Genomic DNA, 25,994 nt, shown 5'->3' with positions numbered 1-25,994 from the left:
GATAAAAACAGTACGTTTTTTATATCTGTATCCTTTTTGTAGATAATTTTCTACAAAAAACTCATAAATCACATTATAAAACAAAATAAGTAAAAAGCATAGTCTTAAATATGACCTTTTTCCTTTAAACTCACGAATTTATGGTCACCTATTATAATATGATCCAACACTTCAATTCCGATAATTCGACCGCATTCTACCAAACGTTTTGTTACTTCAATATCTTCTCGGCTCGGCGTTGGGTCTCCTGAGGGATGGTTATGAAGGCATATGATAGAGGCTGCTGCACGGCGAAACGCTTCTTTAAAAACTTCCCTTGGGTGCACAATTGATGTGTTTAAACTTCCAATAAAAACCGTTTGCCTATGTATAACTTGATTTTTTGTGTTCAGATATAAGCACACAAAATGCTCCTGCTGCAGGAAGCGCATTTCTTCCATCATATATCTCGCACAATCTTCTGGGCTTCGAATGCTATATCTATTTTGATATTCTAAACGCACCATTCTTCTCCCTAGTTCAAAAGCAGCCATAAGCTGAGATGCCTTTGCAATTCCAACACCATGTATACTGATCAGCTCTTCTAATGTTGCATCTTTCAACATACGTAAGCCATCAAAGTGATGCAAAATCTTATCTGACAACTTTAAAACCGTCTCTTCTTTAGAACCTGTTCTAAGTAACACTGCAAGGAGCTCCCTATTTGATAAACTTCCAGCTCCTTCTAACAATAAACGCTCCCGTGGCTGTTCTTCTCTGACAACATCACGAATACCGTTCATCTCTCCACCCCTTTATTTGTTCTCTCAAAGAAAACCCCATGCACTTTTACGCATGGGTTACATCAATATCAAATTGTTTCAATTCCCGAACAAGACGTGCAATTGGTAAGCCGACTACACTGTAGTAATCTCCTTGAATATGTTGAACAAAAATAGACCCTTTACCTTGAATCCCATAACTTCCCGCTTTATCAAGAGGTTCCTTCGATGCAACGTATGCATCAATTTCCTCTTCTGTTAATTCCCAAAACGTAACTTCTGTACGCTCATAAAAAGTGGTCGTTTTTTCTTTTGCTATAATTGCAACACCAGTATACACTTCATGTGCTTTCCCTGATAATAATTGTAACATTTCTTTCGCCTCAGCCTCACTAGAAGGCTTTCCAAGAATACGCGACTCATATGTAACAATTGTGTCTGCACCTAACACAATGTAATCACTATTAGTTTCTGCCACCGCAGATGCTTTTTGCAGAGCAAGAGACATAACAATATCAGAAGGTGATGAATACGCACCAATCGTCTCTTCTACTTCACTTACAACGATTTCAAATGGCACACCAGCTAATTCAAGCAGTTCCTTCCTCCGAGGTGATCCTGAAGCTAAAATAATTTTTCTCATATTTTCTCCTTCCTTTCTCACATGAAGCAGAACAATTTACATCAATCGTATCAAAGGAATAGTTTGTCCACAAATGAAAGAAATATTATTTTCCCTAAACAAAATAATATTTCTTTATTAAATACGATTATATTCCTGCCATAGAGAAAGCACTTTGCTCTAAATTCAAAAGAAAAGAAAGAAGCACCTATACTTCTTCCTTCGCCATTTCATTATCCTATCATTTCACTTTTTGTGAAACAATTTTTTCATACGAAAGTATGCCATCAATAATAACTTGATTTAATTTCATCAAAGATTCCTTATCACCTTTCCCTTCTTTCACTGTTTGTACAGCTACTGACGTATACATATACAGTTTCTTCGCTTCTTCCTGCTTCATACTTTTCCCTTCTTTTTCAATTGCTTTCCATTCTTTTTCAATCGCTCCTATATCTTTTTCATTACTTTTTCCACTAGCCTGTACGCTGGAAACATATTTTGCTAAATGAGTATATAATGGCTGTATTTTTGTTAAAAATGCTCCCACTTCTTTATTATCTTTAAGTAACGCTTTATCTGTTATATCCCAGTTCTTTTTCAAAACGGAGACACCGTCATTTTTATACTGCGTCATTAATTGATTTATGGCCTGTTCATCGCTAGAAATACCAACAACTAATGCATACTTATCACCGCTCGGTTTCAAAGCTGCAATTCTTCCATTACCTTTCCACTCTTCAAGAGCAGCCTGTCCCTTTTCTTCAGAAGAATAAATCCCTCCTTGAACAAAAAAGAATTTCAGCGGATCTAATGGCGTTCCTACCTGTGCTTTTTGGTTTTCCTCTTTTGGTGCTGGTGTTTGTTCTGCCGTTCCACCCACCGTTGATTCTTCATTCGGAGTCTGCTTAGAAGCTGTTACTTCGCTTCCCCCTGTCGTCCCTTGTCCAGTGACATGAAGCATTCCCATTCCCAACGCCGTACCAATAATAATTGCAGTTGCAACGATTGCAATTATTGTATTACTCCACTTCTTTCGGTATTTTTCCATAGACACTGATTTCGCTTTTTGAAACGGAACGACGTTTTTCGGTCTCTCACTTTCTACTACCATCCAGTCAAATTCATCTTTCTTCTTTTCCTCATACTTCGCTTCTGTTCCATTCACTTTCACTGAGATCGTTCGTGATTGCTTGTCCATACACTCACACCTCACCTCTTATCGTTGTCCGCATCATATCATATTCATTTCACAAAAAAACGAGATATTTGTCAGAGGAATTCGCCAAATTATCCTATATAATTATCTTATATGTATGCATTTGACTTCATTTGTAGAACAAAAAAACTAGATAGTAAATACTATCTAGTTTTTTTCGCGGATATACTTTCGAACTTCAGAAATGAAATAAAGAGAACCTGTTATGATAAACACATCATTTTCTCCTATCATTTCAATCTTCGTATCAATTGCCTCTTTCCAATTCTCGAAAACTAATTTTGACTCTTTTTGTGAATATGATGCAAGCTTGTCAGCAGAAATAGCACGATCAAAGGCGAATGTTGTAAAAATAATTTCATCTGCAATAGTTTCTAATTGACCTACCATATTATGCAGTTGTTTATCACCAAGAGCTGTAAATAAAACTATTACATTTTTATCTTTATAATGTGCCTCTACTGTTTTTACAAGACTTTCAATGCCTTCTGGATTATGAGCACCATCAATAACAATGTCCGGATTACTTTGTAATTTTTCAAATCTTCCAATCCAGTATGCTTCCTGTAATCCAGCTCTTATTTCTTCGTCCTCAATTAAAAATGATACATATGTTTTCAGGTACATCACTGCCATAAGTGCTAATGCTGCATTTCCTACTTGGTGAATACCTTTCATTGCGATTTGCACATCTTCAAATGCGGCGAAAGGACAAGTAAAATCAAACTGTTCTCCATCTTCGTTAGACTGTTTATGTAGCGCTGTAAACTGCTTACCCACTTCATATAAGTTTGCATTATTTTCCTTCGCAACCTTTTGAATGACTTGCAACGCTTCCTCATCTTGTACACCAGTAACTACCGGAACACCTGACTTAATAATCCCTGCCTTTTCGTATGCGATTTCTCCTAGTGTATTCCCTAAAATATGCATATGATCATGACCGATATTCGTAATAATTGTAAGAACAGGATGAATAACATTCGTAGAGTCAAAACGACCCCCAAGCCCTGTTTCAAATAAAACAACATCACAGAAATTGACTTTACCGAAATAACAAATTGCCATAACAGTAATAATTTCAAACTCAGTCGCTTCCCCTAAATCCGTCTCGTCTAGTTTTTCAACGACTGGCTTTACCATCTTTACAAGTTCAGTAATCTCTTCATCTGCAATTGGCGTTCCGTTCACACTAATACGTTCATTAAATGTTTCAATATAAGGAGAAGTAAACGTTCCTACCTTATATTTCGCGCCTTCTAGGATATAGCGCATATATGTTAAAGTTGAACCTTTTCCATTTGTACCAGCAAGATGAACGCATTTTATATGGCGCTCTGGATTCCCGAGTTCTTCTAGCATCCAGCTCATTCTTTCTAATCCTGGTTTAATACCAAACTTCAATCGGCTATGAATCCACCCTATCGCTTCTTCGTATGTATGTATCACGTATGCTTTTCCCCTTTCAAAAAAACCTTCATCATTCTATTATACGCAAAGAAAAGAGACTCACCAATATAGTGAGTCTCTGAAAAATATTTTATTTTTCAAGATCTGCTAGACGTTGACGAACTGCTTCGCGTTTTTCTAGGTAATCTTGCTCTTTCGCACGCTCTCCCTCAATAACTGCTGCAGGAGCTTTCGCTACGAAACCTTGGTTTGAAAGTTTCTTCTGTACACGTTCTACTTCTTTATCGAACTTCTCAAATTCTTTTTCAAGACGCGCTCTCTCTTCATCAAGATTGATAAGATCAGCTAACGGTAAGAATAACTCTGCACCTGATACGATTGCAGTCATCGATTTTTCTGGCGCTTGTAAATCTGTTTTAATTGTTAATTCACTTGGATTACAGAAACGCTCAATGTAAGAGCTATTTTTCGTAAGTTGAGCAAGTACAGCCTCATCTTTTGCTTTAATTTGCATTTGAACTTTTTTGCTCATTGGCGTATTTACTTCTGCACGAATGTTACGAACAGAGCGAATGATATCAACTAGAAGGTGCATTTCTGCTGCCGCTTCTGTATCTTGTAAATCTTCGCGAACTGTTGGCCATGCCGCTACTGTAATAGACTCACCTTCATGTGGTAAATGCTGCCAAATTTTCTCTGTTACGAATGGCATGAATGGGTGTAATAGACGCATTGTTTGGTCTAATACGTAAGCTAAAATAGAACGAGTTGTTTTCTTAGCTGCTTCATCTTCACCGTATAGTGGAAGTTTCGCCATTTCGATGTACCAGTCACAGAAATCATCCCAAATGAAGTTGTATAATGAACGGCCAGCTTCACCGAACTCATATTTATCCATGTTACGTGTTACGCTTTCGATTGTTTCGTTTAAGCGAGTTAAAATCCACTTATCTGCAACTGATTTTTCACCAGTTAAATCGATTTCTTCATACTTCATGTCATCCATGTTCATTAATACGAAACGTGATGCGTTCCAAATTTTATTAATGAAGTTCCAAGTAGATTCTACTTTTTCCATGCTGAAACGTAAATCTTGACCTGGTGCACTTCCTGTTGATAAGAAATAGCGCATTGCATCTGCACCGTACTTCTCGATAACATCCATTGGGTCGATACCGTTACCAAGAGATTTACTCATTTTACGTCCTTGCTCATCACGAACTAAACCGTGAATTAATACATCTTTAAATGGACGCTCGCCTGTAAACTCTAAACCTTGGAAAATCATACGAGATACCCAGAAGAAGATGATGTCATAACCAGTTACTAATGCATCTGTTGAATAGTAACGTTTAAAGTCTGCTGAATCTTCGTTTGGCCAACCAAGTGTTGAGAACGGCCATAAAGCTGAACTGAACCATGTATCAAGTACGTCATTATCTTGATTCCAGTTTTCAATATCTGCTGGCTCTTCTGTACCTACGTATACTTCACCAGTTTCTTTATGATACCAAGCTGGGATGCGGTGTCCCCACCATAATTGACGAGAAATACACCAGTCATGAATGTTTTCCATCCAGCGTAAGTATGTGTTTTCAAAACGATCTGGTACGAACGTTACTTTTTCTTCTTCTTTTTGTTGAAGTTCTACTGCTTTTTCTGCAAGTGGAGCCATTTTTACGAACCATTGTGTTGATAAGTAAGGCTCAACAACCGCTCCGCTACGCTCACTATGCCCTACTGAATGCATATGAGGCTCGATTTCTACTAATACGCCAGCCTCTTGTAAGTCTTTCACTAACGCTTTACGGCATTCGAAACGATCCATACCGTTATACTTACCAGCTTTTTCGTTCATCGTTCCATCTTCGTTCATTACTAAGATGCGTGGTAAGTCATGACGGTTACCTACTTCAAAGTCATTCGGATCATGAGCTGGTGTAATTTTTACAACGCCTGTTCCGAAGTCTTTTTCTACGTACTCATCAGCAATAATCGGAATCTCACGGCCTACGATTGGAAGTGTAACTGTTTTTCCGATTAAATGTTTGTAACGATCATCTTCTGGATGAACTGCTACCGCTGTATCACCAAGCATCGTTTCTGGACGAGTAGTAGCAAGGCGAATGTGACCAGATCCGTCTGTTAACGGGTAGTTCATATGGTAGAATGCACCTTGAACTTCTTTATGAATTACTTCAATATCAGAAAGAGCTGTGCGTGTTGCTGGATCCCAGTTGATAATATATTCACCGCGGTAAATTAAGCCTTTTTCGTATAATTGAACGAATACTTTATTAACCGCATCAGATAAACCTTCGTCTAATGTAAAACGTTCGCGAGAATAGTCTAGTCCTAAACCAACTTTCCCCCATTGTTGACGAATGTGAGAAGCATATTCTTCTTTCCATTCCCAAGCCTTTTCAAGGAATTTCTCACGGCCAAGATCGTAACGTGAAATACCTTCTTCACGAAGTTTCCCTTCTACTTTCGCTTGTGTTGCGATACCAGCATGGTCCATTCCTGGAAGCCATAATACATCATAACCTTGCATACGCTTTGTACGAGTTAAAATATCTTGAAGAGTTGTATCCCAAGCATGACCTAAGTGTAACTTACCAGTTACGTTCGGAGGTGGAATTACAATCGTATACGGTTGTTTCTTCTCGTCTCCTGTTGCTTCGAAATACTTGCCCTCAAGCCACCATTGATAAAGGCCTTCTTCAACGGACATATGATCATATTTAGTTGGTAAATTCTTTTCCGTGTTTGACATTATTTTCCCTCCTTAAAATAAAAAATGCCCCTCATCCAAAAAAGGACGAGGGACATCGCGGTACCACCTTTATTTACAAACAAATTCAGAATTTGCTTATACTCTTAATTTGATAACGGACAAATCCGTCTTTTCCTAATGAGAACTGTTCCGTTCAGAAAAGATGCTCCAGGGCTACCTTCTAACATAACTATCTAGAGAATCTCCCAGCTAATGATTCTCCTCTCTGAAGACGTTTCATGTTATACTCTTCCCCTTCAATGCATTTATATGATTGTTAATTATTATATACAATAGTGTAAAAAACGAAACCTTATTCGTCAAGATAAATTTAAGACTACAACTTTTCGGGCGAATACAAAAGAAGATAAGTAGCATCCTCTACTTATCTTCTTTATCCCGCTATTTGCGGGCAGTAAGGCCCCTACTGATTAAAGCTTCACTTTATCCGTTCCCTTGCTGGGCAGCTTGTAATTGTGACAGGAAATATTCTATATTGCTAACGAGCCAATGCGATTGTTGCAAACTCTTTACTCCGCGCATTTCATTTTCCTCATTGCGATTCTCTCTTCTTTTTTTATAAGATTGGATTTGCCTGATAAATTGCGATGGATATGTCATATAAGCAAACATGAGAAGTTGCTCTTCTTTCGTAAATGGAAAATTCTTTTGATACATTTGATACCATTCAAACCGATCACTTCGCGCAATTGGGTATGTGTTTAAAGACCGAGAATAAAAGCCTACAATATCTTGCACAGGCGTTGCAAACTTTGATTTTTCTAAACTAATAAAATAGCCATTCCGCTCATAGTCAAATAAAAAATGATTCAGTGACACGTTACCATGTACAAACGTAATGCGTGTTTTTTCTTTTTCTTTCATCGCATCGTTCCACTCATTTAATTGCTTCGTTGCAAATTCCCGCGCCCTCATTACATGATGATAGTACGTACAATATTGTAATTCAAACGGAGACATATACCACTTCGCTTCAGACTCTACAAGAAACTCTTCTAGCATCTCACCATCATTTTCCCAACGCTCGGATATATTCGTATAATGCTTTTCTAAATCCTCTTCTGTATACGTTTCTTCTTTTACCGTTTTTTGATGCAACGTTCCAAGTGTCTGAAACATTTTATGGTATTGATCATTATCCTCGCCGTTTCCTTCCGCACGCTCTAACCAAGGCATTAAATAATAATTATACGTCCCGTCACTTAAAATATAATTCCCATCCGTCGCATGGTATATAGGTACATAATTTGAAAAACCTTTCTCTTTCAAATATTGAATATGATGCAGAAAATTATTTCGCTCTAATTTTCTATCTTCTATTTTCTTGAGCGCATATGGACCTTGATTCGTGTAAATTTTCGTTACACTTCCGTGCTCTTCCATATGCTGCGTATCCAATCTATATTGCCTTACAATGGGTTCATAACGATTTCGTAATTCAATATCCATACGAATAACCCTTTCTATTCAAAACATATCCTCTAGGAAAATAAGGGAGTGTAGACACTCACTCCCTTATTTCGCTTTTGCTCTTGAAACGGGAATATAAATAATTTGCCCTGTAGTTAAATATATATCTTCTGTTTGATTTACACGGTATAAGTTTTGTATAGATGTTTCATAACGTTCTGCAACAGATTCGATTGTATCCCCTTCTTGCACGAAATACATTCTTAACTTTGTAAATTCTTCTTCCGGTTCTTTCGTAAATAATTTCGTTAAATAAAGCGCATTTTCATCTCGCTGTGAGTACACTTCTTCTTGTTCTTCCTGCTTTTTCGCTTTTTCTTTCTTGAAATCTTTCCGTCCGAAAAATTCAAACTGTGGCGTTGGTTCTTTCTCCTCTTCACGCTCCACAAATTCATGTTCTTCTATTTCCTCTTCCTCTAATTCCTGCTCTTTTCTTTCCTCTAGTTGGAACGGTTCAAATGCATAATCTTCCCACTCATCCGATTCCTTATAGGCTGGTTCTTCCACATGCGATGCAGGTCTATTTTCCTCTTCTTCCGCTGAATCACCTTCTAACTCAGCATCCGCCGTTTCTTCCTCTTCCTCTTCATCCTCGATTCTTTCCTCATCACATAAACCTGTAATAGATATATCCGCCAGTAATTGTAAGCAACCATTTTCCTTTAATTCATAATCAAATTCCTCAATTGATACATATAATTCTTCAATTACTTTCACCCGATTTCTCGGAATTGATATTTCAAGCGGAAAGGAATGAACAAGTTCATTAACCCCATCTTCCCTTGTTTCTACATAATCAATTGACTTTGCTGGTGATAACTCTCTTAACGAATAAGCTGAATCCTCTTGCCTTGCAACATACTCTCCCGTTAAATCTAACTGCCCTCTCACAATTACTTCATGATCGAGCTCTTCTATCTCAACGTCTGGATCTAACGAAATTGACAAAAGTTCTTCGACTTCCTGTCCTTTTTGGAACCAAACAGATTCTTTTAATGAAAATCGTAATGAATGATCTAGTGCCACTTCTTTTCCCCCTCCCAAACTATATGTCATTACAGATTTATGTTTCTACAGCCTACTTTATGAATAAAAAAATCGCTCCCCTTATGGAGAGCGACTTTCTTTCATACACTATGCTTTTAATTTTGACATTGCAATTTCAGCCGCCGCGATCGTTGCTTCAATATCTGAATCACTATGTGCTGTCGATAAGAATAAACCTTCAAATTGAGAAGGTGGTAAAAATACACCTTGTTCTACCATTTCACGATAGTATGCTGCAAAGAATTCTAAGTTCGAGGATTTCGCTGCATCATAATTAATAACCTGCTCATCTGTAAAGAAAATACCAATCATAGAACCTGCGCGGTTAATGTGATGCGGGATACTATACTTTTCAGCTGCTTTACGCAGTCCAGCCTCTAACATTTCTGCTTTACGCTCAAATTCTACATATGATTCTGGCGTTAACTGCACTAACGTTTCATAACCTGCTGCCATTGCAAGTGGGTTACCTGATAAAGTACCAGCTTGATAAATCGGCCCACTTGGCGCAACTTGGCGCATAATTTCTGCTTTACCACCGTATGCTCCTACTGGTAAACCACCACCGATTACTTTACCTAAACAAGTTAAGTCAGGAGTTACGCCGTAGTAACCTTGTCCACAATTGTAAGCAACTCGGAATCCTGTCATTACTTCATCAAAAATAAGTAGTGAACCGTTTTGCTCTGTCACTTCACGAAGTCCTTCTAAAAATCCTGGCTGTGGAGGAACAACGCCCATATTTCCTGCCACTGGTTCTACAATTACACAAGCGATGTCATCACCGAATTGTTCGAAAGCATATTTTACACTTTCTAAATCGTTGTACGCTACTGTAATCGTATTTTGTGCTACACCTTCTGGTACACCAGGGCTATCTGGTAAACCTAGCGTCGCTACACCAGAACCTGCTTTAATTAATAAAGAATCACCATGGCCGTGATAACAACCAATAAATTTCAAAATTTTGTTACGGCCTGTATAACCACGAGCTAAACGTAATGCACTCATTGTCGCTTCCGTTCCAGAGTTAACCATACGCACAATCTCAATCGATGGTACGCGCTCAATAACAAGTTTCGCTAATTTATTTTCAATTTCTGTTGGTGCACCGAAGCTTGTACCTCTTTCAGCGACAGATTTTAACGCTTCAACAACTCGATCATTTGCATGTCCATGAATTAAAGGACCCCATGATAATACGTAATCGATGTATTCATTCCCATCGATATCATATACTTTAGAGCCTTTTCCGCGCTCCATAAACAGCGGATTCATACCAACAGACTTAAAAGCACGGACAGGGCTATTTACGCCTCCAGGCATTAAATCTTGAGCCTCTTCAAATGCTGCAATCGATTTATCAAACTTTTTCATTATTTAGCGCCTCCTTCTTGTAACCATCTTGCTGCGTCTTTCGCATGATACGTAATAATTAAGTCCGCTCCTGCACGCTTCATGCTTATTAATTTCTCTAATACAACTTCTTTTTCGTTAATCCAGCCATTTTGTGCTGCTGCTTTAATCATAGAATATTCACCACTTACATTGTAAGCAACGACTGGTAAGTTAAAGTTATTTTTCACATCACGGACGATATCTAAGTAAGAAAGAGCTGGTTTTACAATTAAGAAGTCTGCCCCTTCCATTACATCTGATTCTGCTTCACGGAATGCTTCCATACGGTTTGCTGGATCCATTTGATATGTTTTACGATCACCGAACTGCGGTGCACCGTGCGCAGCATCACGGAATGGTCCATAAAATGCTGATGAATATTTTACAGCGTACGACATCACTGGTACGTGTCCAAAACCATTTTCATCTAATGCATGGCGAATTGCCGTTACGAATCCGTCCATCATGTTTGATGGCGCAATAATGTCTGCTCCTGCTTTTGCTTGACTTACAGCTGTTTTCGCAAGAACTGCAAGAGACTCATCATTTAAAATAATCCCGTCTTCAATTACACCGCAATGACCATGGCTTGTAAATTGACATAAACATGTATCCGCAACTACTACTAGCTCAGGGAAATCACCTTTAATTTGTTGAATAGCACGTTGTACAATTCCATGATCACAATATGCTGATGATCCAACTTCATCCTTTTCAGCAGGTAAACCAAATACAATAACAGAACGAATACCTAAATCAACAACTTCTTGCATTTCAGCTTGCAATAAATCTAAAGACATTTGATATACGCCTGGCATAGAAGGAACTTCATTACGAACATTTTCACCTTCTAATACAAAAATAGGGTAAATAAAATCTTCTGTATGTAAAAACGTTTCACGCACAAGCGCACGCATATTACCGCTTTGTCTTAAGCGACGATGACGATTAAATTGTAAAGAGTTCATAGATTTCTATCCCCATTCTTTTATTTTATAGATTCACAAATGCATTGTAGCAATGCTTCTACAGTGTACTCTTTCGGCACAATAACATGCGGAAAATAAAGACTCGCCTCTTTTTCCGTAATAGGACCTATACAAGCAATTGTACATTTTTTTATCCATTCTCTCCAGTTTGTGCCCTCAAGTAAACGAACAAAGCTAGTAACAGTTGAAGGGCTCGTAAATGTAATAATATTTACTCTCCCTAATTTCAACGCTGTTATCAGTTCTTGTTTTTTCTCTACATTTGCTTTCGTACCGTATACGATTAACTCATCTAGAAAAACACCAAACTCCCTAAGTTTAACTGGGATTACATCTCTTGCTAAGTTCCCTTTCGGAAATAAAATACGCTCATTCCCTCTTAGTTCTTTTACAAACTCTTCTGCAAATACTTCTGCAACAAATGAAGTTGGAACAAAGTGTACGTGATAGCCCCGCTTTTCTAACTCTAATTTTGTTTTCACGCCTACCGCAGCGATTTTAATTGCTGCAGGGAGTTTCGTTCTCAAATTATCTAGAAAAAAAGCTACACCATTTTTACTCGTAAAAATAACCCAGTCATACGAATGTAGTTGCTCTGCTATATGTTGAATTTGCCTAGAAGACATACCTTCCATACGCAAAAGCGGAATTTCCAATGGAATTCCGCTCTGTTCTTTCACTGCTACACTCATTTGTTTCGCTTGATGCTGGGCACGTGTAATCAATACCGTTTTACCAGCGAGAGCGTTCATACCTATTGTTGCTCCTTATTTGCAGCAAGAATAAGTTCTTTTGCGCCTTGTTTAATTAAACGGTCCGCTGCCTCTAGTCCTACTTCCACTGGATCAGCGCCTACTACTGTCTCTTTCAATAAAACAGAACCGTCCATAGAACCGACAAGAGCTGTTAATTCAATTGCATCGTTTTCTGTAAGAGTTGCGTATCCAGCGATTGGAACTTGGCATCCACCTTCAAGTTTATGAAGAAATACTCGCTCCGCTGCTACTGTTCTCTCTGTTACGGCATCATTCATATGCGCTAACAACTGCAGTAAATCCTTATCATCCTCACGACATTCAATCGCTAATGCCCCTTGTCCTACAGCTGGTACACATAACGTTTCATCTAAATGTTCAGTAATAACTTCCCCGTCCCAGCCCATTCTCTGTAATCCAGCTGTCGCTAAAATAATTGCATCGTAATCTTCATCTTTTAACTTACGTAAACGTGTATCGATATTCCCTCGAATCCACTTCACTTGTAAATCTGGTCTCGCAGCTAGTAGTTGTGCACTACGTCTCAAACTACTCGTTCCTAAAATCGCGCCTTCTGCTAAGTCTTTAAATGATTCTCCGTTTTTTGAAATAAAAGCATCACGAGGGTCAACGCGCTTTGGTGTACAACCAATCGTTAATCCATCTGGAAGTACAGCTGGCATATCTTTCATACTATGTACTGCCATATCGATTTCTTTCGTAAGTAACGCGTGTTCGATTTCCTTAACAAACAAACCTTTTCCGCCTACTTTTGAAAGAGTAACATCTAAAATAACATCACCTTTTGTGACGATTTCTTTCACTTCAAATTCATATGGTAAACCTAACGCTTTTAACTGATCAATAAACCAATTTGTTTGTGTTAATGCTAGTTTACTCTTTCGTGAACCTACAATAATTTTGCGCATAATTCTCTCTCCTCATTATAAATACCAAAAGTGAAAATTGGATAAACTGCTCAATAGAAAAATGTTAACTAGTATTACGAGAAATGCCCCGATATTCCACAGCACAATTTTCTTACCTTGCAACACATCTGCCGCTCGTAAATATAAACCTGTGCAATATACAAATAGAACGACAAAAGACCCGATTACTTTCGTATCATACCAATGGAAATTATCCAATTTTGTATATCCCCATATGCATCCTAATATAATTGCTAATAAGAAAAACGGAACAGAAAATAAATTTAATCCGTAAGACATAGATTCAAGCTTCGGCAAATTGCCTAATCTTCTTAATCTCGCATTCCATTTTTTCTTTTTTAATAGCCGATATTGCAATAAATACATAATAGAAAAAATAAACGATACAGTAAACGTTGCATAAGAAATAATCGCCATACCGACATGCACGTATACAAGCTCTGAAACCAATTGCTCCGCAAGTACTGGCGACATCTTTCCGAGCGGTGTAAAAATAGAAAAAGCGCTTACGCCAAATGCTACAACATTTGTAAAAAAGACTAAAAAGTCAATGCGCATAAATCGGTTAATGACTAATGACATCGTAATCAATAACCAAACATAAAAATAAATCCCTGATAATAAAGTTAAAATAGGATTCGTTTCTGAATCCGTAGCCCTAAGCAACATAAAAATAGACTGCAGAACCCATACAATCGAAAGTAACCAAAAAGCAAATCGGTTCGCCTTTCGGTTACTTTGGAAATAATCTATAAAATATAAACTAATGCTACAAGCATATAAAATAATTGCAATATGATAAATAATGCTGTTATTAAAAAAACTCATCCGATCATCCTTCCAAATTATAAAGATGGAACGGATGGTGTCCACGCTCTTTTATGTTTTACTTCTTCCGCACGACTCTCTACTTCTTCCATTTCTAAATCAAAAATCTTCGCAAATAAAGCTAGTTTTTCCGTCGCCCCATCTTCAGCAGCTATTTCCTTCGCTACTAAAATTGGATCTTTTAACAATTGATTGATAATACTTTTCGTATGCTTACTAATTACTTTTTTCTCACGGTCACTAAGATTTGGTATTTTTCGCTCAAGACTTTCCATCGTGTCACTTTGAATCGCTAGCGCTTTATCACGAAGAGCCGATATTAATGGCACAACACCAAGTGTACTTAACCACGTTTTAAATAAAACCATTTCCTCTTCAATCATAAATTGAATTTTCTCTGCTTCTTTCAAACGCTCAGCACGGTTTGCTTCCACTACACCTTGCAGATCATCAATATCATATAAGAAAGAGCCTTCTAACTCATCAATCGCAGGATCAATATCACGTGGTACTGCAATATCAACCATAAATAACGGACGACCAGAGCGCATTTTCTCTACTTTCGTCATCATCTCTTTCGTAATGACGTACTCTGATGCACCCGTTGAACTAATTAAAATATCCGCTTCTAATAATGCACATTGCAATTCACTTAAAGGCTTTGCATGTCCCATATACTTCTCAGCCATTACTTCTGCTTTTGAAAGCGTCCTATTCATAACTGTTACTTTACGAGCTCCACTTCCATATAAGTTTTGCAGCGCAAGTTCACCCATTTTACCAGCACCAAGAATAAGCACGTGACAATCTGTTAACTCGCCGAATATTTTCTTTCCGAGCTCAACAGCAGCATAGCTAACAGACATTGCACTTTCACCAATGGTTGTTTCTGAGTGCGCACGTTTTGCTAACGTAACCACTTGCTTAAACAATTCATTAAAAATTGTACCTGTCGCCTTTACTTGTTGCGCTTCTAAAAAGCTATCTTTTATTTGACCTAAAATCTGTGTCTCTCCAACTACCATAGAATCTAAACCGCACGTTACGCGGAATAAATGATCTATTGCACCCTCTTGTTCAAAAATAGTTAAGTATGGTGCGACTTCTTCTATTTCAAGCTGAAACCAATCAGCTAAAAACTTCTTAATATAATACCGTCCCGTGTGTAATTGATCGACAACAGCGTAAATCTCAGTGCGATTACAAGTTGATACAATGACATTCTCTAACACGCTCTTTTGATTTTGTAATGTAGTCATTGCTTGCTCTAGCTCTGCTGCCTGAAATGTGAGTTTCTCACGAAATTCTACAGGGGCTGTTCGATAATTTACACTAACAACAAGAATATGCACGCAGCATGTCCCCCTTCACCCGTTTTATCACTTTATCTACTATCATAATACAACTTTCCTCTTATGAATCTGACAATCGTGTGAACAACCGATTATTTTTTTATTTACTCTCCGTATGTAATGAAGGAGATTCCGTAAAACTAATTAAAAACTTCTACTTTATAATGATTATAAATTAACAACTCTATTTGTACGTTACCAAAAAAAGTCCTCATAATCAAGTGATGGAAACTATTCCATATAAATTATAACATCATCTTTTCTATCTTCTTTCATTATGAAGGAAAATATGTAGGATTGTTCCAAAATATAGTTTTTCAATACAATGCATTTGACATTGTATTTCTTTTTCGTTATATTGATTTTACAAAATTAAATTGCGCACAACTTAATTAGAAGGGAGTTACTCATGACGGAAAATCCTTTGCATTTAGATAATCAACTTTGTTTTTCTATTTACGCTTGTTCTAGAGAGGTTACTCGCTTTTATCGACCGTACTTAGAAGAAATGGGCATTACGTATCCCCAGTACATTACGTTACTCGTACTATGGGAGCAAGATGGGCTAACAGTAAAAGAAATTGGAGAACGTCTATTTTTAGATTCCGGTACGTTAACACCTATGTTAAAACGAATGGAATCATTACAGCTTGTAAAACGTGTTCGTTCCAAAGAAGACGAGCGAAAAGTTTGTATCGAATTAACAGAACAAGGTAAAGATTTAAAGGAAAAGGCTTGTTCATTACCGACAACGATGGCTACAAATTTAGGAATTACAGAGCAAGAATATCGTTCTTTACTAATTCAATTAAATAAACTAATTGAAACAATGAAAATAATTAATGATCGAAAAGGGGAATAAAGATGGATAAATTATATACTGCTTCAGTAACAGCAACAGGTGGAAGAAACGGGAAAGTAGTTTCAGATGACGGCATATTAAATCTTGATGTAAAAATGCCGAAAGCACTAGGTGGTGCAGGCGGAGAGGCAACAAATCCAGAACAGCTATTTGCTGCTGGTTATGCAGCTTGTTTTGATAGCGCATTGCAACTTGTCATTCGTACAAAGCGTGTGAAAGTGGAAAGTACAGAAGTAACTGCTCACGTTTCTATCGGAAAAGATACAGATGGTGGTTTCGGGCTATCTGCTGTACTTGATGTACATGTCGCTGGCGTTTCACATAGCGAAGCACAAGAACTTGTAGAAGCCGCTCACGGTGTATGTCCTTACTCGAAAGCAACAAGAGGAAATATTGAGGTTACATTAAACGTACGTTAGTATATATAAAGAAAAAAAACGCGCGACATTCGTCACGCGTTTTTTGTTTTTGTCATTTTATGAATTGCTTTCCACGCCTCTTCTTTTCCAAGTCCTGTTTCAGAAGAGAATAGAACGATTTCATCGCCAATTTCAACAGCAAGCGTTTCTTTTACAACTTTTAAATGCTTTTGCCATTTCCCTTTCGGAATTTTATCGGCCTTCGTTGCAATAATAATTGTTGGGATTTCATAATGCTTTAAGAAATCATACATCATCACGTCATCTTTTGTTGGTTGGTGACGTAAATCAACTACTAATACAGCTGCGTCTAATTGCTCACGTGTTGTAAAGTACGTTTCAATCATTTTGCCCCATGCCGCGCGCTCCGATTTAGATACTTTCGCATATCCATAACCTGGAACGTCAACAAAATGCATCATTTCATTGATTAAGAAAAAGTTCAGCGTTTGCGTTTTCCCTGGTTTAGAAGAAATACGCACTAACTTTTTACGATTTAAAATTTTATTAATAAAGGAAGACTTCCCGACATTTGAACGACCTGCTAATGCAATTTCTGGTAAATCACTGTCTGGATATTGTTCTGGTTTAACAGCACTAATTACAATATCTGCTTTTGTTACTTTCATTGTTTCACTCCTACTAATGCGTGCTCCAATACTTCGTCTAAATGAGATGCAAGCACAAACGTAAGATTTTCTTTTACGCTTTCTGGAATATCATCTAAATCTTTCTCGTTCTCTGCTGGCAAAATAATTTTCGTTAAGCCTGCGCGATGAGCACTTAATGTTTTTTCTTTCAATCCACCAATTGGTAATACACGACCACGAAGTGTAATTTCACCCGTCATACCAACTTCTTTACTTACAGGAATACCTGTTAGCGCAGAAATAAGTGCCGTTGCCATCGTAATACCTGCTGACGGTCCATCTTTTGGAACTGCTCCTTCTGGAACATGAATATGAATATCATTTTTCTCATGGAAATTTGGATCGATCTGAAGCTCTTCTGCACGAGAACGAATATAGCTAAATGCTGCTTGTGCGGATTCTTTCATAACATCCCCAAGTTTTCCTGTTAAAATTAATTTCCCTTTACCTGGTGCTACAGACACTTCAATCGCAAGTGTATCGCCACCTGCTGCTGTATACGCTAACCCGGTTGCCATTCCGACTTGGTCTGTTTTCTCTGCTTGTCCATAACGGAATATATGTTTACCAAGTAGATCTACAATATTTTTCTCTGTCACAACAATACGTTTACGTTCTGCTGTTACGATAATTTTCGCTGCTTTACGGCAAACTTTTGCGATTTGGCGCTCTAGCGTACGAACACCAGCCTCACGTGTATAATAACGAATAATTTCAAGAAGCGCTTCATCACGTACTTGTAAATTACCTTTTCGTAAGCCATGCTCTTTTAATTGTTTCGGCAGTAAATGCTCACGAGCAATGTGAACTTTTTCAAGCTCTGTATAGCCAGCAATTGAAATAATTTCCATACGGTCAAGCAGCGGTCCTGGAACACTTGAAAGTGTATTAGCAGTTGCTACAAACATAACTTTCGATAAATCATATGGTTCTTCAATGTAATGATCACTGAAGTTATGGTTTTGCTCTGGATCTAACACTTCAAGTAATGCTGCTGATGGATCTCCACGGAAATCGTTAGACATTTTATCAATCTCATCTAATAAGAAGACTGGATTAACTGTTTTCGCCTTTTTCATACCTTGAATAATACGTCCTGGCATTGCTCCAACGTACGTACGACGGTGACCACGAATTTCAGATTCATCACGTACACCACCAAGAGATACACGGACAAAATTACGATTCAATGATGTTGCAATTGAACGCGCTAATGAAGTTTTCCCGACCCCTGGAGGGCCTACTAAACAAAGAATAGGTCCTTTTAATGAGTTCGTCAATTTTTGTACAGCTAAATATTCAAGTACACGCTCTTTCACTTTTTCAAGACCGTAATGATCTTTGTTTAAAATCTCTTCAGAATGAGCAAGGTCAATCATATCTTCTGTTGCTTCTGTCCAGGGAAGCGCCAGTAACCAATCAATATAATTGCGAATAACACCGCTCTCCGCAGAACTCGCTGGTAACTTTTCATAACGATCTAATTCTTTCAGTGCAGCCTTCGTTGTTTCTTCAGGCATTCCCGACTGCTCAATTTTCTCACGAAGTTCTTCAACTTCCCCGCCCTTGCCTTCTTTATCGCCAAGTTCAGTTTGAATCGCCTTCATTTGCTCACGTAAGAAGTATTCTTTTTGCGTGCGTTCCATTGAACGTTTCACTTTTTGTCCAATTTTCTTTTCTAAACTAAGTAATTCTTGCTCATCTTGAATAATTGAAATAAGTGTATGTAATCGTTCTTTCACAGATACAATTTCTAAAATCTCTTGTTTCTGCTTCGTTTTAATCGGCAAATGAGAAGCGATTAAATCAGCTAGTCTTCCTGGTTCTTCTACATCAGCTACCGTTGCAAATGTTTCATTTGAAACTTTTTTCGAAACTTTAATATATTGTTCGAAATGCTCTAGTAACGTACGCATAAGAGCTTTCTCTTCTAAATCATCTTCTACTTCTTCAATTACCGTATTAATAGCAACTTGCACTACATTTTCTTCTTCAATAAACTCCACTACTTCTGCTCTATGTAAACCTTCTACAAGGACACGAAGCGTACCGTTCGGCAATTTTAACATTTGCTTCACTTTCGCCACTGTACCTACACTATATATGTCATCTTCTTTCGGATCATCGATATTCATTTCTTTTTGCATTGCTAAAAAGATGATATTTTCATCCATTGCCGCCTGCTCTAGTGCTTGTATCGATTTATCACGTCCTACATCAAGATGCAGAACCATCGTTGGATATACGAGAACGCCTCTTAATGGTAGGAGGGGTACGATTCTTTCATTCGTATTCATACTAGACATAGCACCTCCATAATAAATTAAACTCCTGTTCAACTATTTTATATTACAATACATCTAGATGCAATTGCAGAGATTCTCAGCAATTGTAAATCCCTTGTTTTTTCTCCCTTATGAAAAGAAAAAAGACTCCGCTTAAGCATACAAACTTAAACGAAGTCTGGCAAATTTTATTATTATCCACTCTCACATTGATTGTGCATCTGTTTCGTCTCCAGCTGTATGCACATCAAGCCCACGATGCATATTTTCCTGCATAAACGTTAGCTCAAATACTTCTTTTAACTTACGAACAGGAATGATTTCAATTCCCTTTATTGTATACAAAAAAGGTTGCATGTTTTCAGCTGGAATAATAACTTTCTTAGCCCCTGCTTTTTTCGCTGCTTTTATTTTTGCATACACACCGCCAATAGGCTTCACTTCTCCGTGTATACTTATCTCACCTGTCATCGCTACTTCATTATTCACATACGTACGATGCACCGCTGAATATACACCTGTTGCCATAGCGATTCCTGCCGAAGGCCCATCAATCGGGATACCACCTGGAAAATTAATATGTATATCGTATCCTTCCGGCAATACATCTAGAGAACGAAGTACTGTTAATACATTATCTACAGAACCTTTCGCCATACTTTTACGGCGAATCGATTTCGTTTGACTACCAATACTTTCCTCTTCTACAATTCCGGTAACATTTACCGATCCTTTATCTTTTGCAGGAATAGCTGTTACCTCAATTTCTAATAAAGCACCTGTATTCGGTCCGTATACAGCAAGTCCGTTTACAAGACCAATTCTTGGAATAGGGTAAATACGTTTTTCATATTTCGGTGTAAGCTGACTAGAATGAACAACCCACTCTATATCTTCATCTTTAATGAAAGAGCGTTCCTCATTTATCGCCATACCAGCAGAAATTTGTACAAGATTAATTGCTTCTCGTCCATTTCTTGCATACATTCCAATCATTTCAATACCGTTCTCACCTATCTGCATTTCCACTTTATCAGCTGCATTCTTCGCTACTTTTTGAATTTCTTCTGTGTCTAACTCACGGAAGAACACCTCTAAACAACGCGACCGAATTGCAGGAGGAATTTCCTCTGGCGAACGCGTCGTTGCACCAACTAAGCGAAAATCGGCTGGTAAACCTTTTTGAAAAATATCATGTATATATGTTGGAATCATCGAATTTTCTTCACTATAGTATGCACTTTCCAAAAACACTTTCCGATCTTCTAACACCTTTAGCATTTTGTTCATTTGAATCGGATGTAATTCGCCAATCTCATCAATAAACAAAATGCCTCCATGCGCATCTGTTACAGCACCTTTTTTTGGCTGCGGGATACCCGCTTGCCCCATTGCACCCGCACCTTGATAAATCGGATCATGGACTGAACCAATTAAAGGGTCTGCAATACCACGTTCATCAAATCTTGCTGTTGTCGCATCAAGTTCGATAAATGTTGCATTCGTACGGAATGGAGATTTCGGATTTCGTTTCGCTTCTTCTAATACAAGACGTGCTGCCGCTGTTTTTCCAACACCTGGCGGGCCATATATGATGACATGTTGCGGGTTCGGACCACAAAGAGCCGCTTTTAACGACCTAATCCCGTCCTCTTGCCCTACAATATCTAAAAAGGATGTAGGACGCACCTTTTCTGCAAGTGGCTCTGTTAAAGAAATCTCGCGCATTTTACGAAGTTGTTCTAATTCTTTTTTCGATTCTCGATCAATTGAAACTTTTTGTGTTCGTTGATTTCGAAGTAAATGCCAAAAATACAATCCGACAATTACACCAAAAACAAGTTGAACAACTAAAAATATATTTGTCCAGCTCATCATTTATTTCCTCCCGCTATGTTTTACCTTTTAGTATTTCCTGGGAGGAATCGTGCTAAACATAAAGAAAAACAGCAATTATAAAAATTGCTGTTTCTTCTTCGCATTATGCAGATGTTTTTGTATCAAGTACAGTACCGTCTTGTAACACCAATTTCGGCGGTTCATTATCAGCTACTGTTTCTTTCGTAAGAATACACTTCTCGATATCTTTGCGAGATGGAAGTTCGAACATTACATCAAGCATCAAGCCTTCAATAATAGAACGAAGTCCACGAGCACCTGTTTTACGTTCAATTGCTTTTTTCGCAATCTCAACTAGTGCACCTTCTTCAAACTCTAACTCAACATCGTCAAGCTCCAATAATTTTTGGAATTGCTTAACAAGTGCATTTTTCGGCTTCGTTAAAATATCTACAAGAGCATCTTCATCAAGCGGCTCTAGGTTCGCAATAACTGGAAGACGACCGATAAACTCCGGAATTAAACCGAATCTTAAAAGATCCTCTGGTAAAACGTGAGATAAAACATGCTTCTCATTTACATCAGCATTTTTCTTCTCAGCACCAAATCCAATTACTTTCTCACCAAGGCGACGTTTAATAATAGGCTCGATGCCATCAAACGCTCCACCACAAATGAATAGGATGTTCGTTGTATCAATTTGAATAAACTCTTGATGTGGGTGCTTACGACCACCTTGAGGTGGAACGCTTGCTACAGTACCTTCTAAAATTTTCAGAAGTGCCTGCTGTACGCCTTCACCAGATACATCACGTGTAATTGATGGATTTTCGGACTTACGTGCCACTTTATCAATCTCATCAATATAAATGATTCCTTTTTCCGCTTTCTCTACATCATAATCAGCTGCTTGGATTAATTTTAGTAAGATGTTTTCTACATCCTCCCCTACATATCCAGCTTCTGTTAAAGATGTTGCGTCCGCGATTGCAAATGGAACATTTAAAATACGCGCTAATGTTTGTGCCAATAATGTTTTACCACTACCAGTTGGCCCAATAAGTGAAATATTACTCTTCGCCAATTCTACATCATCAATTTTGCTGTTAGAATTAATGCGTTTGTAATGGTTATATACCGCTACCGCTAGTGCTTTTTTCGCGTTATCTTGTCCGATGACATACTCATCTAAGATTTCACGAATTTCTACCGGTTTCGGTACATCTTTGAATTCTACTTCTTCGTCCTTCGCAAGCTCCTCTTGTACAATTTCAGTACAAAGTTCGATACACTCGTCACAAATGTAAACACCTGGACCTGCAACTAGCTTTCGAACTTGCGTTTGTGTTTTACCACAGAAAGAACATTTTAATTGACCTTTTTCATCATTAAATTTAAACATATTTTCACACCCCTTACAAAGTGCTAATCTCTTGCCTTCGTATGTACACGATAAATGTATCGTATGTAAATACATATTATGTCACTACGTGGCGAGAAATACAAATAATATGACTAGTTATGTACAAATAAAAAAATTTTAAAACTTTTGAAATATGTATATTCGACTTACAAAGGAACTTTTCCTTCTTCATCTAAAAGTTTTATAAATATATTTCTATATTTATAAAACAAGGCACGATTAAAATCGCGCCTTGTTATTTTATTATGCAGCGTTGTCTACTAAGAAGTCTACAGCTTTGCGCACTTTAATATCTTCAGCTAAAGCGTCTACGCTTCCAAGAGCTTGCTTGATAGCGTCTACTGGCATACCGTACATTTCAGCCATTTTTTCAACTTCTGCAGTTACTTCTTCTTCAGTAACTTCGATGTTTTCAGCTTCAATGATAGCTTCAAGAACAAGATTGATTCTTACACGTTTTTGTGCATCCTCTTTCATTTGCTCTTTTAATTTGTCAGCGTCAGTACCTGTGAATTGGTAGTAAAGCTCAAGGTTCATACCTTGTTGGCTTAAACGTTGCTCGAATTCACGAACCATACGATCTAACTCAGTGTCGATCATAGCTTCTGGAATGTCGATTTCAGCGTTAGCAGCAGCTAATTCTACTACTTCGTCACGTACTTTGTGCTCAGCTTCGTGCTTTTTGCCTTCTTCTAAGTTTGTGCGAAGTTTTGCTTTTAATTCATCAAGAGTTGTAACTTCTTCGTCAGCATCTTTAGCGAACTCGTCGTTTAACTCAGGAAGTTCTTTTGTTTTGATTTCGTGAATTGTTACTTTGAATGTAGCTGGTTTGCCAGCTAATTCAGCAGCATGGTACTCTTCTGGGAATGATACTTCAACGTCTTTAGACTCACCAGATTTAAGACCAATTACTTGCTCTTCGAAACCTGGGATGAAAGTACCAGAACCGATTGCAAGAGAGTAGTTTTCGCCTTTTCCGCCTTCAAATGCTTCGCCATCAACGAAACCTTCGAAGTCGATTACAGCTGTATCACCGTTTTCAACAGTTCCTTCTTCTTTAACAACTAGTTCAGCTTGACGCTCTTGTAAAGCTTTTAATTCGTTCTCTACATCTTCGTCAGTTACAGTTGTTTCAACTTTTTCTACTGCTAAACCTTTGTAATCACCTAATTTAACTTCAGGTTTCACTGTAACTTTTGCAGTGAAGATAAGGTTAGCATTTTTTTCGAACTTCTCGATGTCGATTTCAGGATGAGCAACTGGGAAGATACCAGCTTCATCGATTGCTTCACCGTATGCTTTTGGTAAGATGATATCTAAAGCATCTTGGTATAAAGATTCAATACCAAAGCGTTGTTCGAATAACGGACGAGGCATTTTTCCTTTACGGAAACCTGGTACGTTAATTGTTTTTACTACTTTTTTGAACGCAGCGTCGATAGAGTTGTTTACTTCTTTAGCATCAACTTCGATTGTTAAAACGCCAACGTTACCTTCTAATTTTTCCCATTTTGTAGACATTTATTCTTTCCCTCCAACTATAATAATGTATGCACATACCTCTATAGATTAAAATATTCATTATCTCTTTTTTGAAATAACAAATGTACAAATAATCCTCTAGCAAAAGCTTTCAGATATAATTTTCCAATCTACTAATTGTCTAAAAGACAATTACGGTATATTTTGTTCGAGAATAATATGAAACATATTAAGTAAGAGAATTATACTTCTCTTCTCTTACAAACAGGCAGATTTCTGCCTTTTGCAACCCTTACATTATAACATAGAATATGCTCGTTTCAAGAACTGAACAATTCTTTTTCATAATTATACGGGCAAATATCCTTCTCTTTCAACACGTAATAACCATTGATAGGCAATATGGAACTCTTCTAATTCAATGTTGTATGCTGTCATAAGTTCTTCTTCATCAATAGCCAATCCGAAACGCTTTCTTCCAATTCTCTCTAAAACAGCAGCCCAAATCTCTACTTTATCCATTAATAGAGCGAATGGGAAAACAGCAATTTGCAATTCTTTCCAATATGTAACCATCGCATCCAATATATCGGGATAATTTTGCTCTAATCGACTTGATAATTTATGTATAATGTTATCGGATTGCTCCTCATTATGACCTGTAAATGCTGGAATTACCTTGATCATATTTCCAAACTTTTCTACTTCTATCTCTTCTTCTACTTGATTTTCTATCATTTTATACAAAATAGAAGTTTTCAAATAAGGGTGCTGCTGTTCGTCTATTAAAAATTTCTTTAAAACAGGTAATGCAAGATCCAAGTCTTTTAACGAAAGTTGCTGAATCGCTCTTAACTTTTGCCCAAAGTTTTCACCAAAAATCCCATTAGTAAACTCATCCAAATCAAAATTAGAATCCACTAATGACGCATCTTCCTCATTTAGCATCCCTTCTGCAAATAAAGCGATCTGCGCTAATTTTTCCTTTTGCTCCGGCATTATGTCTTTCGTTTGCAGAACCTTTTCAACAGTTTCAATAACACCTTCGTAATCATTTGTTTGAACTAAAATAGTCACATACGTTTCAAGAATATCACCAAATAATACAGCTCCTGTTTCAAGCAACTGTTCACATTTGTCTTTCGCTTCTTCCATACGTTTTAATTCTAGCAAACAAATAACTGAAGCTAATTCCGTTTGTTCCGTTTCCGCATTATACTGACGTAATATTTCAAAGCAACGCAATGCATCTTCGAATTTCCGCTCTTTCAGCGCTAAAAAACCTTCATCAATATAGCGTTCTGATAGTTGAGGAAACAATACGACCGTATTTTCTTTTTTAACCATACGTCCGCCTCTTTTTCTTGATTTTAGTGATCTTCAAAGTAAATATATCAAATGCGTAATGAGAACACAACATCCCCAAAATATTTGTT

Annotated in this window: 21 protein-coding genes and 1 other annotated feature; of the genes, 2 read left to right on the top strand and 19 right to left on the bottom strand. The window is 37.6% G+C overall.

Annotation, left to right across the window (positions count from 1 at the left end):
- Positions 1–104: 104 nt before the first annotated feature.
- From radC to hemA, 13 genes are all read right to left on the bottom strand, one after another.
- A complete protein-coding gene (radC, locus tag COC96_RS13180) occupies positions 105–782 on the bottom strand; it encodes a DNA repair protein RadC (RefSeq protein ID WP_098266231.1) in 678 nt (225 codons plus the stop codon).
- A 46-nt stretch (positions 783–828) separates the two neighbouring features.
- Entirely contained in the window at positions 829–1,404 is a 576-nt protein-coding gene (locus COC96_RS13175; RefSeq protein WP_098266230.1) for a Maf family protein, read from the bottom strand.
- A gap of 220 nt (positions 1,405–1,624) precedes the next feature.
- Complete coding sequence (locus COC96_RS13165; protein WP_098768914.1) at positions 1,625–2,584, bottom strand: stage II sporulation protein B; 960 nt, start codon at positions 2,582–2,584, stop codon at positions 1,625–1,627.
- A gap of 165 nt (positions 2,585–2,749) precedes the next feature.
- Positions 2,750–4,051, bottom strand: coding sequence for a bifunctional folylpolyglutamate synthase/dihydrofolate synthase (locus tag COC96_RS13160; protein ID WP_098768913.1), 1,302 nt, complete (start codon positions 4,049–4,051; stop codon positions 2,750–2,752).
- 91 nt (positions 4,052–4,142) lie between these two features.
- Complete coding sequence (locus tag COC96_RS13155; protein ID WP_097905982.1) at positions 4,143–6,788, bottom strand: valine--tRNA ligase; 2,646 nt, start codon at positions 6,786–6,788, stop codon at positions 4,143–4,145.
- A gap of 38 nt (positions 6,789–6,826) precedes the next feature.
- Positions 6,827–7,058: a binding site (T-box leader), on the bottom strand.
- Between the two features lie 174 nt (positions 7,059–7,232).
- A complete protein-coding gene (gene ysxE, locus COC96_RS13150; protein WP_098266227.1) occupies positions 7,233–8,258 on the bottom strand; it encodes a spore coat protein YsxE in 1,026 nt (341 codons plus the stop codon).
- Positions 8,259–8,324: 66 nt separating this feature from the next.
- Positions 8,325–9,335 (bottom strand): stage VI sporulation protein D, encoded by a 1,011-nt coding sequence (spoVID, locus tag COC96_RS13145; RefSeq protein WP_098266226.1) that lies wholly within the window; start codon positions 9,333–9,335, stop codon positions 8,325–8,327.
- A 78-nt stretch (positions 9,336–9,413) separates the two neighbouring features.
- On the bottom strand, positions 9,414–10,703 hold the full coding sequence (hemL, locus tag COC96_RS13140; RefSeq protein WP_098266225.1) for a glutamate-1-semialdehyde 2,1-aminomutase: 1,290 nt from the start codon (positions 10,701–10,703) through the stop codon (positions 9,414–9,416).
- Positions 10,703–11,692 carry a porphobilinogen synthase gene (gene hemB, locus COC96_RS13135; RefSeq protein ID WP_098266224.1) on the bottom strand — a complete coding sequence of 330 codons (990 nt, stop codon included), beginning with the start codon at positions 11,690–11,692 and terminating at the stop codon, positions 10,703–10,705. The genes hemL and hemB overlap by 1 nt, the downstream gene beginning before the upstream one ends.
- Before the next feature lie 20 nt (positions 11,693–11,712).
- A complete protein-coding gene (gene hemD / locus COC96_RS13130; protein WP_098266223.1) occupies positions 11,713–12,465 on the bottom strand; it encodes a uroporphyrinogen-III synthase in 753 nt (250 codons plus the stop codon).
- A gap of 2 nt (positions 12,466–12,467) precedes the next feature.
- A complete protein-coding gene (gene hemC / locus COC96_RS13125) occupies positions 12,468–13,397 on the bottom strand; it encodes a hydroxymethylbilane synthase (protein WP_098266222.1) in 930 nt (309 codons plus the stop codon).
- Positions 13,398–13,412: 15 nt separating this feature from the next.
- On the bottom strand, positions 13,413–14,246 hold the full coding sequence (locus COC96_RS13120) for a cytochrome c biogenesis protein (protein WP_097905976.1): 834 nt from the start codon (positions 14,244–14,246) through the stop codon (positions 13,413–13,415).
- A 17-nt stretch (positions 14,247–14,263) separates the two neighbouring features.
- Entirely contained in the window at positions 14,264–15,598 is a 1,335-nt protein-coding gene (gene hemA, locus COC96_RS13115; RefSeq protein ID WP_098266221.1) for a glutamyl-tRNA reductase, read from the bottom strand.
- Between the two features lie 409 nt (positions 15,599–16,007).
- On the opposite strand from hemA, the gene COC96_RS13110 reads away from it, so the two are divergent.
- Together COC96_RS13110 and COC96_RS13105 are read left to right on the top strand one after the other, a co-directional pair.
- Positions 16,008–16,460 carry a MarR family winged helix-turn-helix transcriptional regulator gene (locus COC96_RS13110; protein WP_098768912.1) on the top strand — a complete coding sequence of 151 codons (453 nt, stop codon included), beginning with the start codon at positions 16,008–16,010 and terminating at the stop codon, positions 16,458–16,460.
- Between the two features lie 2 nt (positions 16,461–16,462).
- Positions 16,463–16,879, top strand: a complete 417-nt coding sequence (locus tag COC96_RS13105) for an organic hydroperoxide resistance protein (protein WP_000359781.1) — start codon at positions 16,463–16,465, stop codon at positions 16,877–16,879.
- A gap of 32 nt (positions 16,880–16,911) precedes the next feature.
- Here the strand turns inward: COC96_RS13105 and ysxC are convergent, their stop codons facing one another.
- The 6 genes from ysxC to COC96_RS13075 form a co-directional block, all read right to left on the bottom strand.
- The gene (ysxC, locus tag COC96_RS13100) at positions 16,912–17,508 is read right to left on the bottom strand and encodes a ribosome biogenesis GTP-binding protein YsxC (protein ID WP_048372976.1); all 597 of its coding nucleotides are present in this window, start codon (positions 17,506–17,508) and stop codon (positions 16,912–16,914) included.
- Positions 17,505–19,835, bottom strand: coding sequence for an endopeptidase La (lon, locus tag COC96_RS13095; RefSeq protein WP_098768911.1), 2,331 nt, complete (start codon positions 19,833–19,835; stop codon positions 17,505–17,507). Before lon ends, ysxC begins: the two co-directional genes overlap by 4 nt.
- Before the next feature lie 183 nt (positions 19,836–20,018).
- Positions 20,019–21,689 (bottom strand): ATP-dependent protease LonB, encoded by a 1,671-nt coding sequence (gene lonB / locus COC96_RS13090; RefSeq protein WP_141436543.1) that lies wholly within the window; start codon positions 21,687–21,689, stop codon positions 20,019–20,021.
- A 106-nt stretch (positions 21,690–21,795) separates the two neighbouring features.
- Entirely contained in the window at positions 21,796–23,055 is a 1,260-nt protein-coding gene (clpX, locus tag COC96_RS13085) for an ATP-dependent protease ATP-binding subunit ClpX (protein WP_000472285.1), read from the bottom strand.
- Positions 23,056–23,319: 264 nt separating this feature from the next.
- Positions 23,320–24,597 carry a trigger factor gene (tig, locus tag COC96_RS13080; protein WP_098266218.1) on the bottom strand — a complete coding sequence of 426 codons (1,278 nt, stop codon included), beginning with the start codon at positions 24,595–24,597 and terminating at the stop codon, positions 23,320–23,322.
- Positions 24,598–24,906: 309 nt separating this feature from the next.
- A complete protein-coding gene (locus COC96_RS13075; protein ID WP_098266217.1) occupies positions 24,907–25,905 on the bottom strand; it encodes a hypothetical protein in 999 nt (332 codons plus the stop codon).
- Positions 25,906–25,994: the final 89 nt, after the last annotated feature.

It is taken from the genome of Bacillus cereus (assembly GCF_002577405.1).
Lineage (GTDB): Bacteria > Bacillota > Bacilli > Bacillales > Bacillaceae_G > Bacillus_A > Bacillus_A cereus_AU.
This window is presented reverse-complemented; position numbering and strand designations above follow the sequence as displayed.

Excerpts from the sequence above, each read along its gene's own strand:
- COC96_RS13120 (WP_097905976.1), bottom strand. The coding sequence starts at position 14,246 with ATGAGTTTTTTTAATAACAGCATTATTTATCATATTGCAATTATTTTA.
- lonB (WP_141436543.1), bottom strand. The coding sequence starts at position 21,689 with ATGAGCTGGACAAATATATTTTTAGTTGTTCAACTTGTTTTTGGTGTA.
- COC96_RS13175 (WP_098266230.1), bottom strand. The coding sequence starts at position 1,404 with ATGAGAAAAATTATTTTAGCTTCAGGATCACCTCGGAGGAAGGAACTG.
- hemL (WP_098266225.1), bottom strand. The coding sequence starts at position 10,703 with ATGAAAAAGTTTGATAAATCGATTGCAGCATTTGAAGAGGCTCAAGAT.
- tig (WP_098266218.1), bottom strand. The coding sequence starts at position 24,597 with ATGTCTACAAAATGGGAAAAATTAGAAGGTAACGTTGGCGTTTTAACA.
- spoVID (WP_098266226.1), bottom strand. The coding sequence starts at position 9,335 with ATGACATATAGTTTGGGAGGGGGAAAAGAAGTGGCACTAGATCATTCA.
- hemC (WP_098266222.1), bottom strand. The coding sequence starts at position 13,397 with ATGCGCAAAATTATTGTAGGTTCACGAAAGAGTAAACTAGCATTAACA.
- ysxC (WP_048372976.1), bottom strand. The coding sequence starts at position 17,508 with ATGAAAGTAACAAAAGCAGATATTGTAATTAGTGCTGTTAAACCAGAA.
- hemB (WP_098266224.1), bottom strand. The coding sequence starts at position 11,692 with ATGAACTCTTTACAATTTAATCGTCATCGTCGCTTAAGACAAAGCGGT.
- hemD (WP_098266223.1), bottom strand. The coding sequence starts at position 12,465 with ATGAACGCTCTCGCTGGTAAAACGGTATTGATTACACGTGCCCAGCAT.
- COC96_RS13105 (WP_000359781.1), top strand. The coding sequence starts at position 16,463 with ATGGATAAATTATATACTGCTTCAGTAACAGCAACAGGTGGAAGAAAC.
- ysxE (WP_098266227.1), bottom strand. The coding sequence starts at position 8,258 with ATGGATATTGAATTACGAAATCGTTATGAACCCATTGTAAGGCAATAT.
- COC96_RS13155 (WP_097905982.1), bottom strand. The coding sequence starts at position 6,788 with ATGTCAAACACGGAAAAGAATTTACCAACTAAATATGATCATATGTCC.
- COC96_RS13165 (WP_098768914.1), bottom strand. The coding sequence starts at position 2,584 with ATGGACAAGCAATCACGAACGATCTCAGTGAAAGTGAATGGAACAGAA.
- radC (WP_098266231.1), bottom strand. The coding sequence starts at position 782 with ATGAACGGTATTCGTGATGTTGTCAGAGAAGAACAGCCACGGGAGCGT.
- clpX (WP_000472285.1), bottom strand. The coding sequence starts at position 23,055 with ATGTTTAAATTTAATGATGAAAAAGGTCAATTAAAATGTTCTTTCTGT.
- lon (WP_098768911.1), bottom strand. The coding sequence starts at position 19,835 with ATGTCTAGTATGAATACGAATGAAAGAATCGTACCCCTCCTACCATTA.
- COC96_RS13110 (WP_098768912.1), top strand. The coding sequence starts at position 16,008 with ATGACGGAAAATCCTTTGCATTTAGATAATCAACTTTGTTTTTCTATT.
- COC96_RS13075 (WP_098266217.1), bottom strand. The coding sequence starts at position 25,905 with ATGGTTAAAAAAGAAAATACGGTCGTATTGTTTCCTCAACTATCAGAA.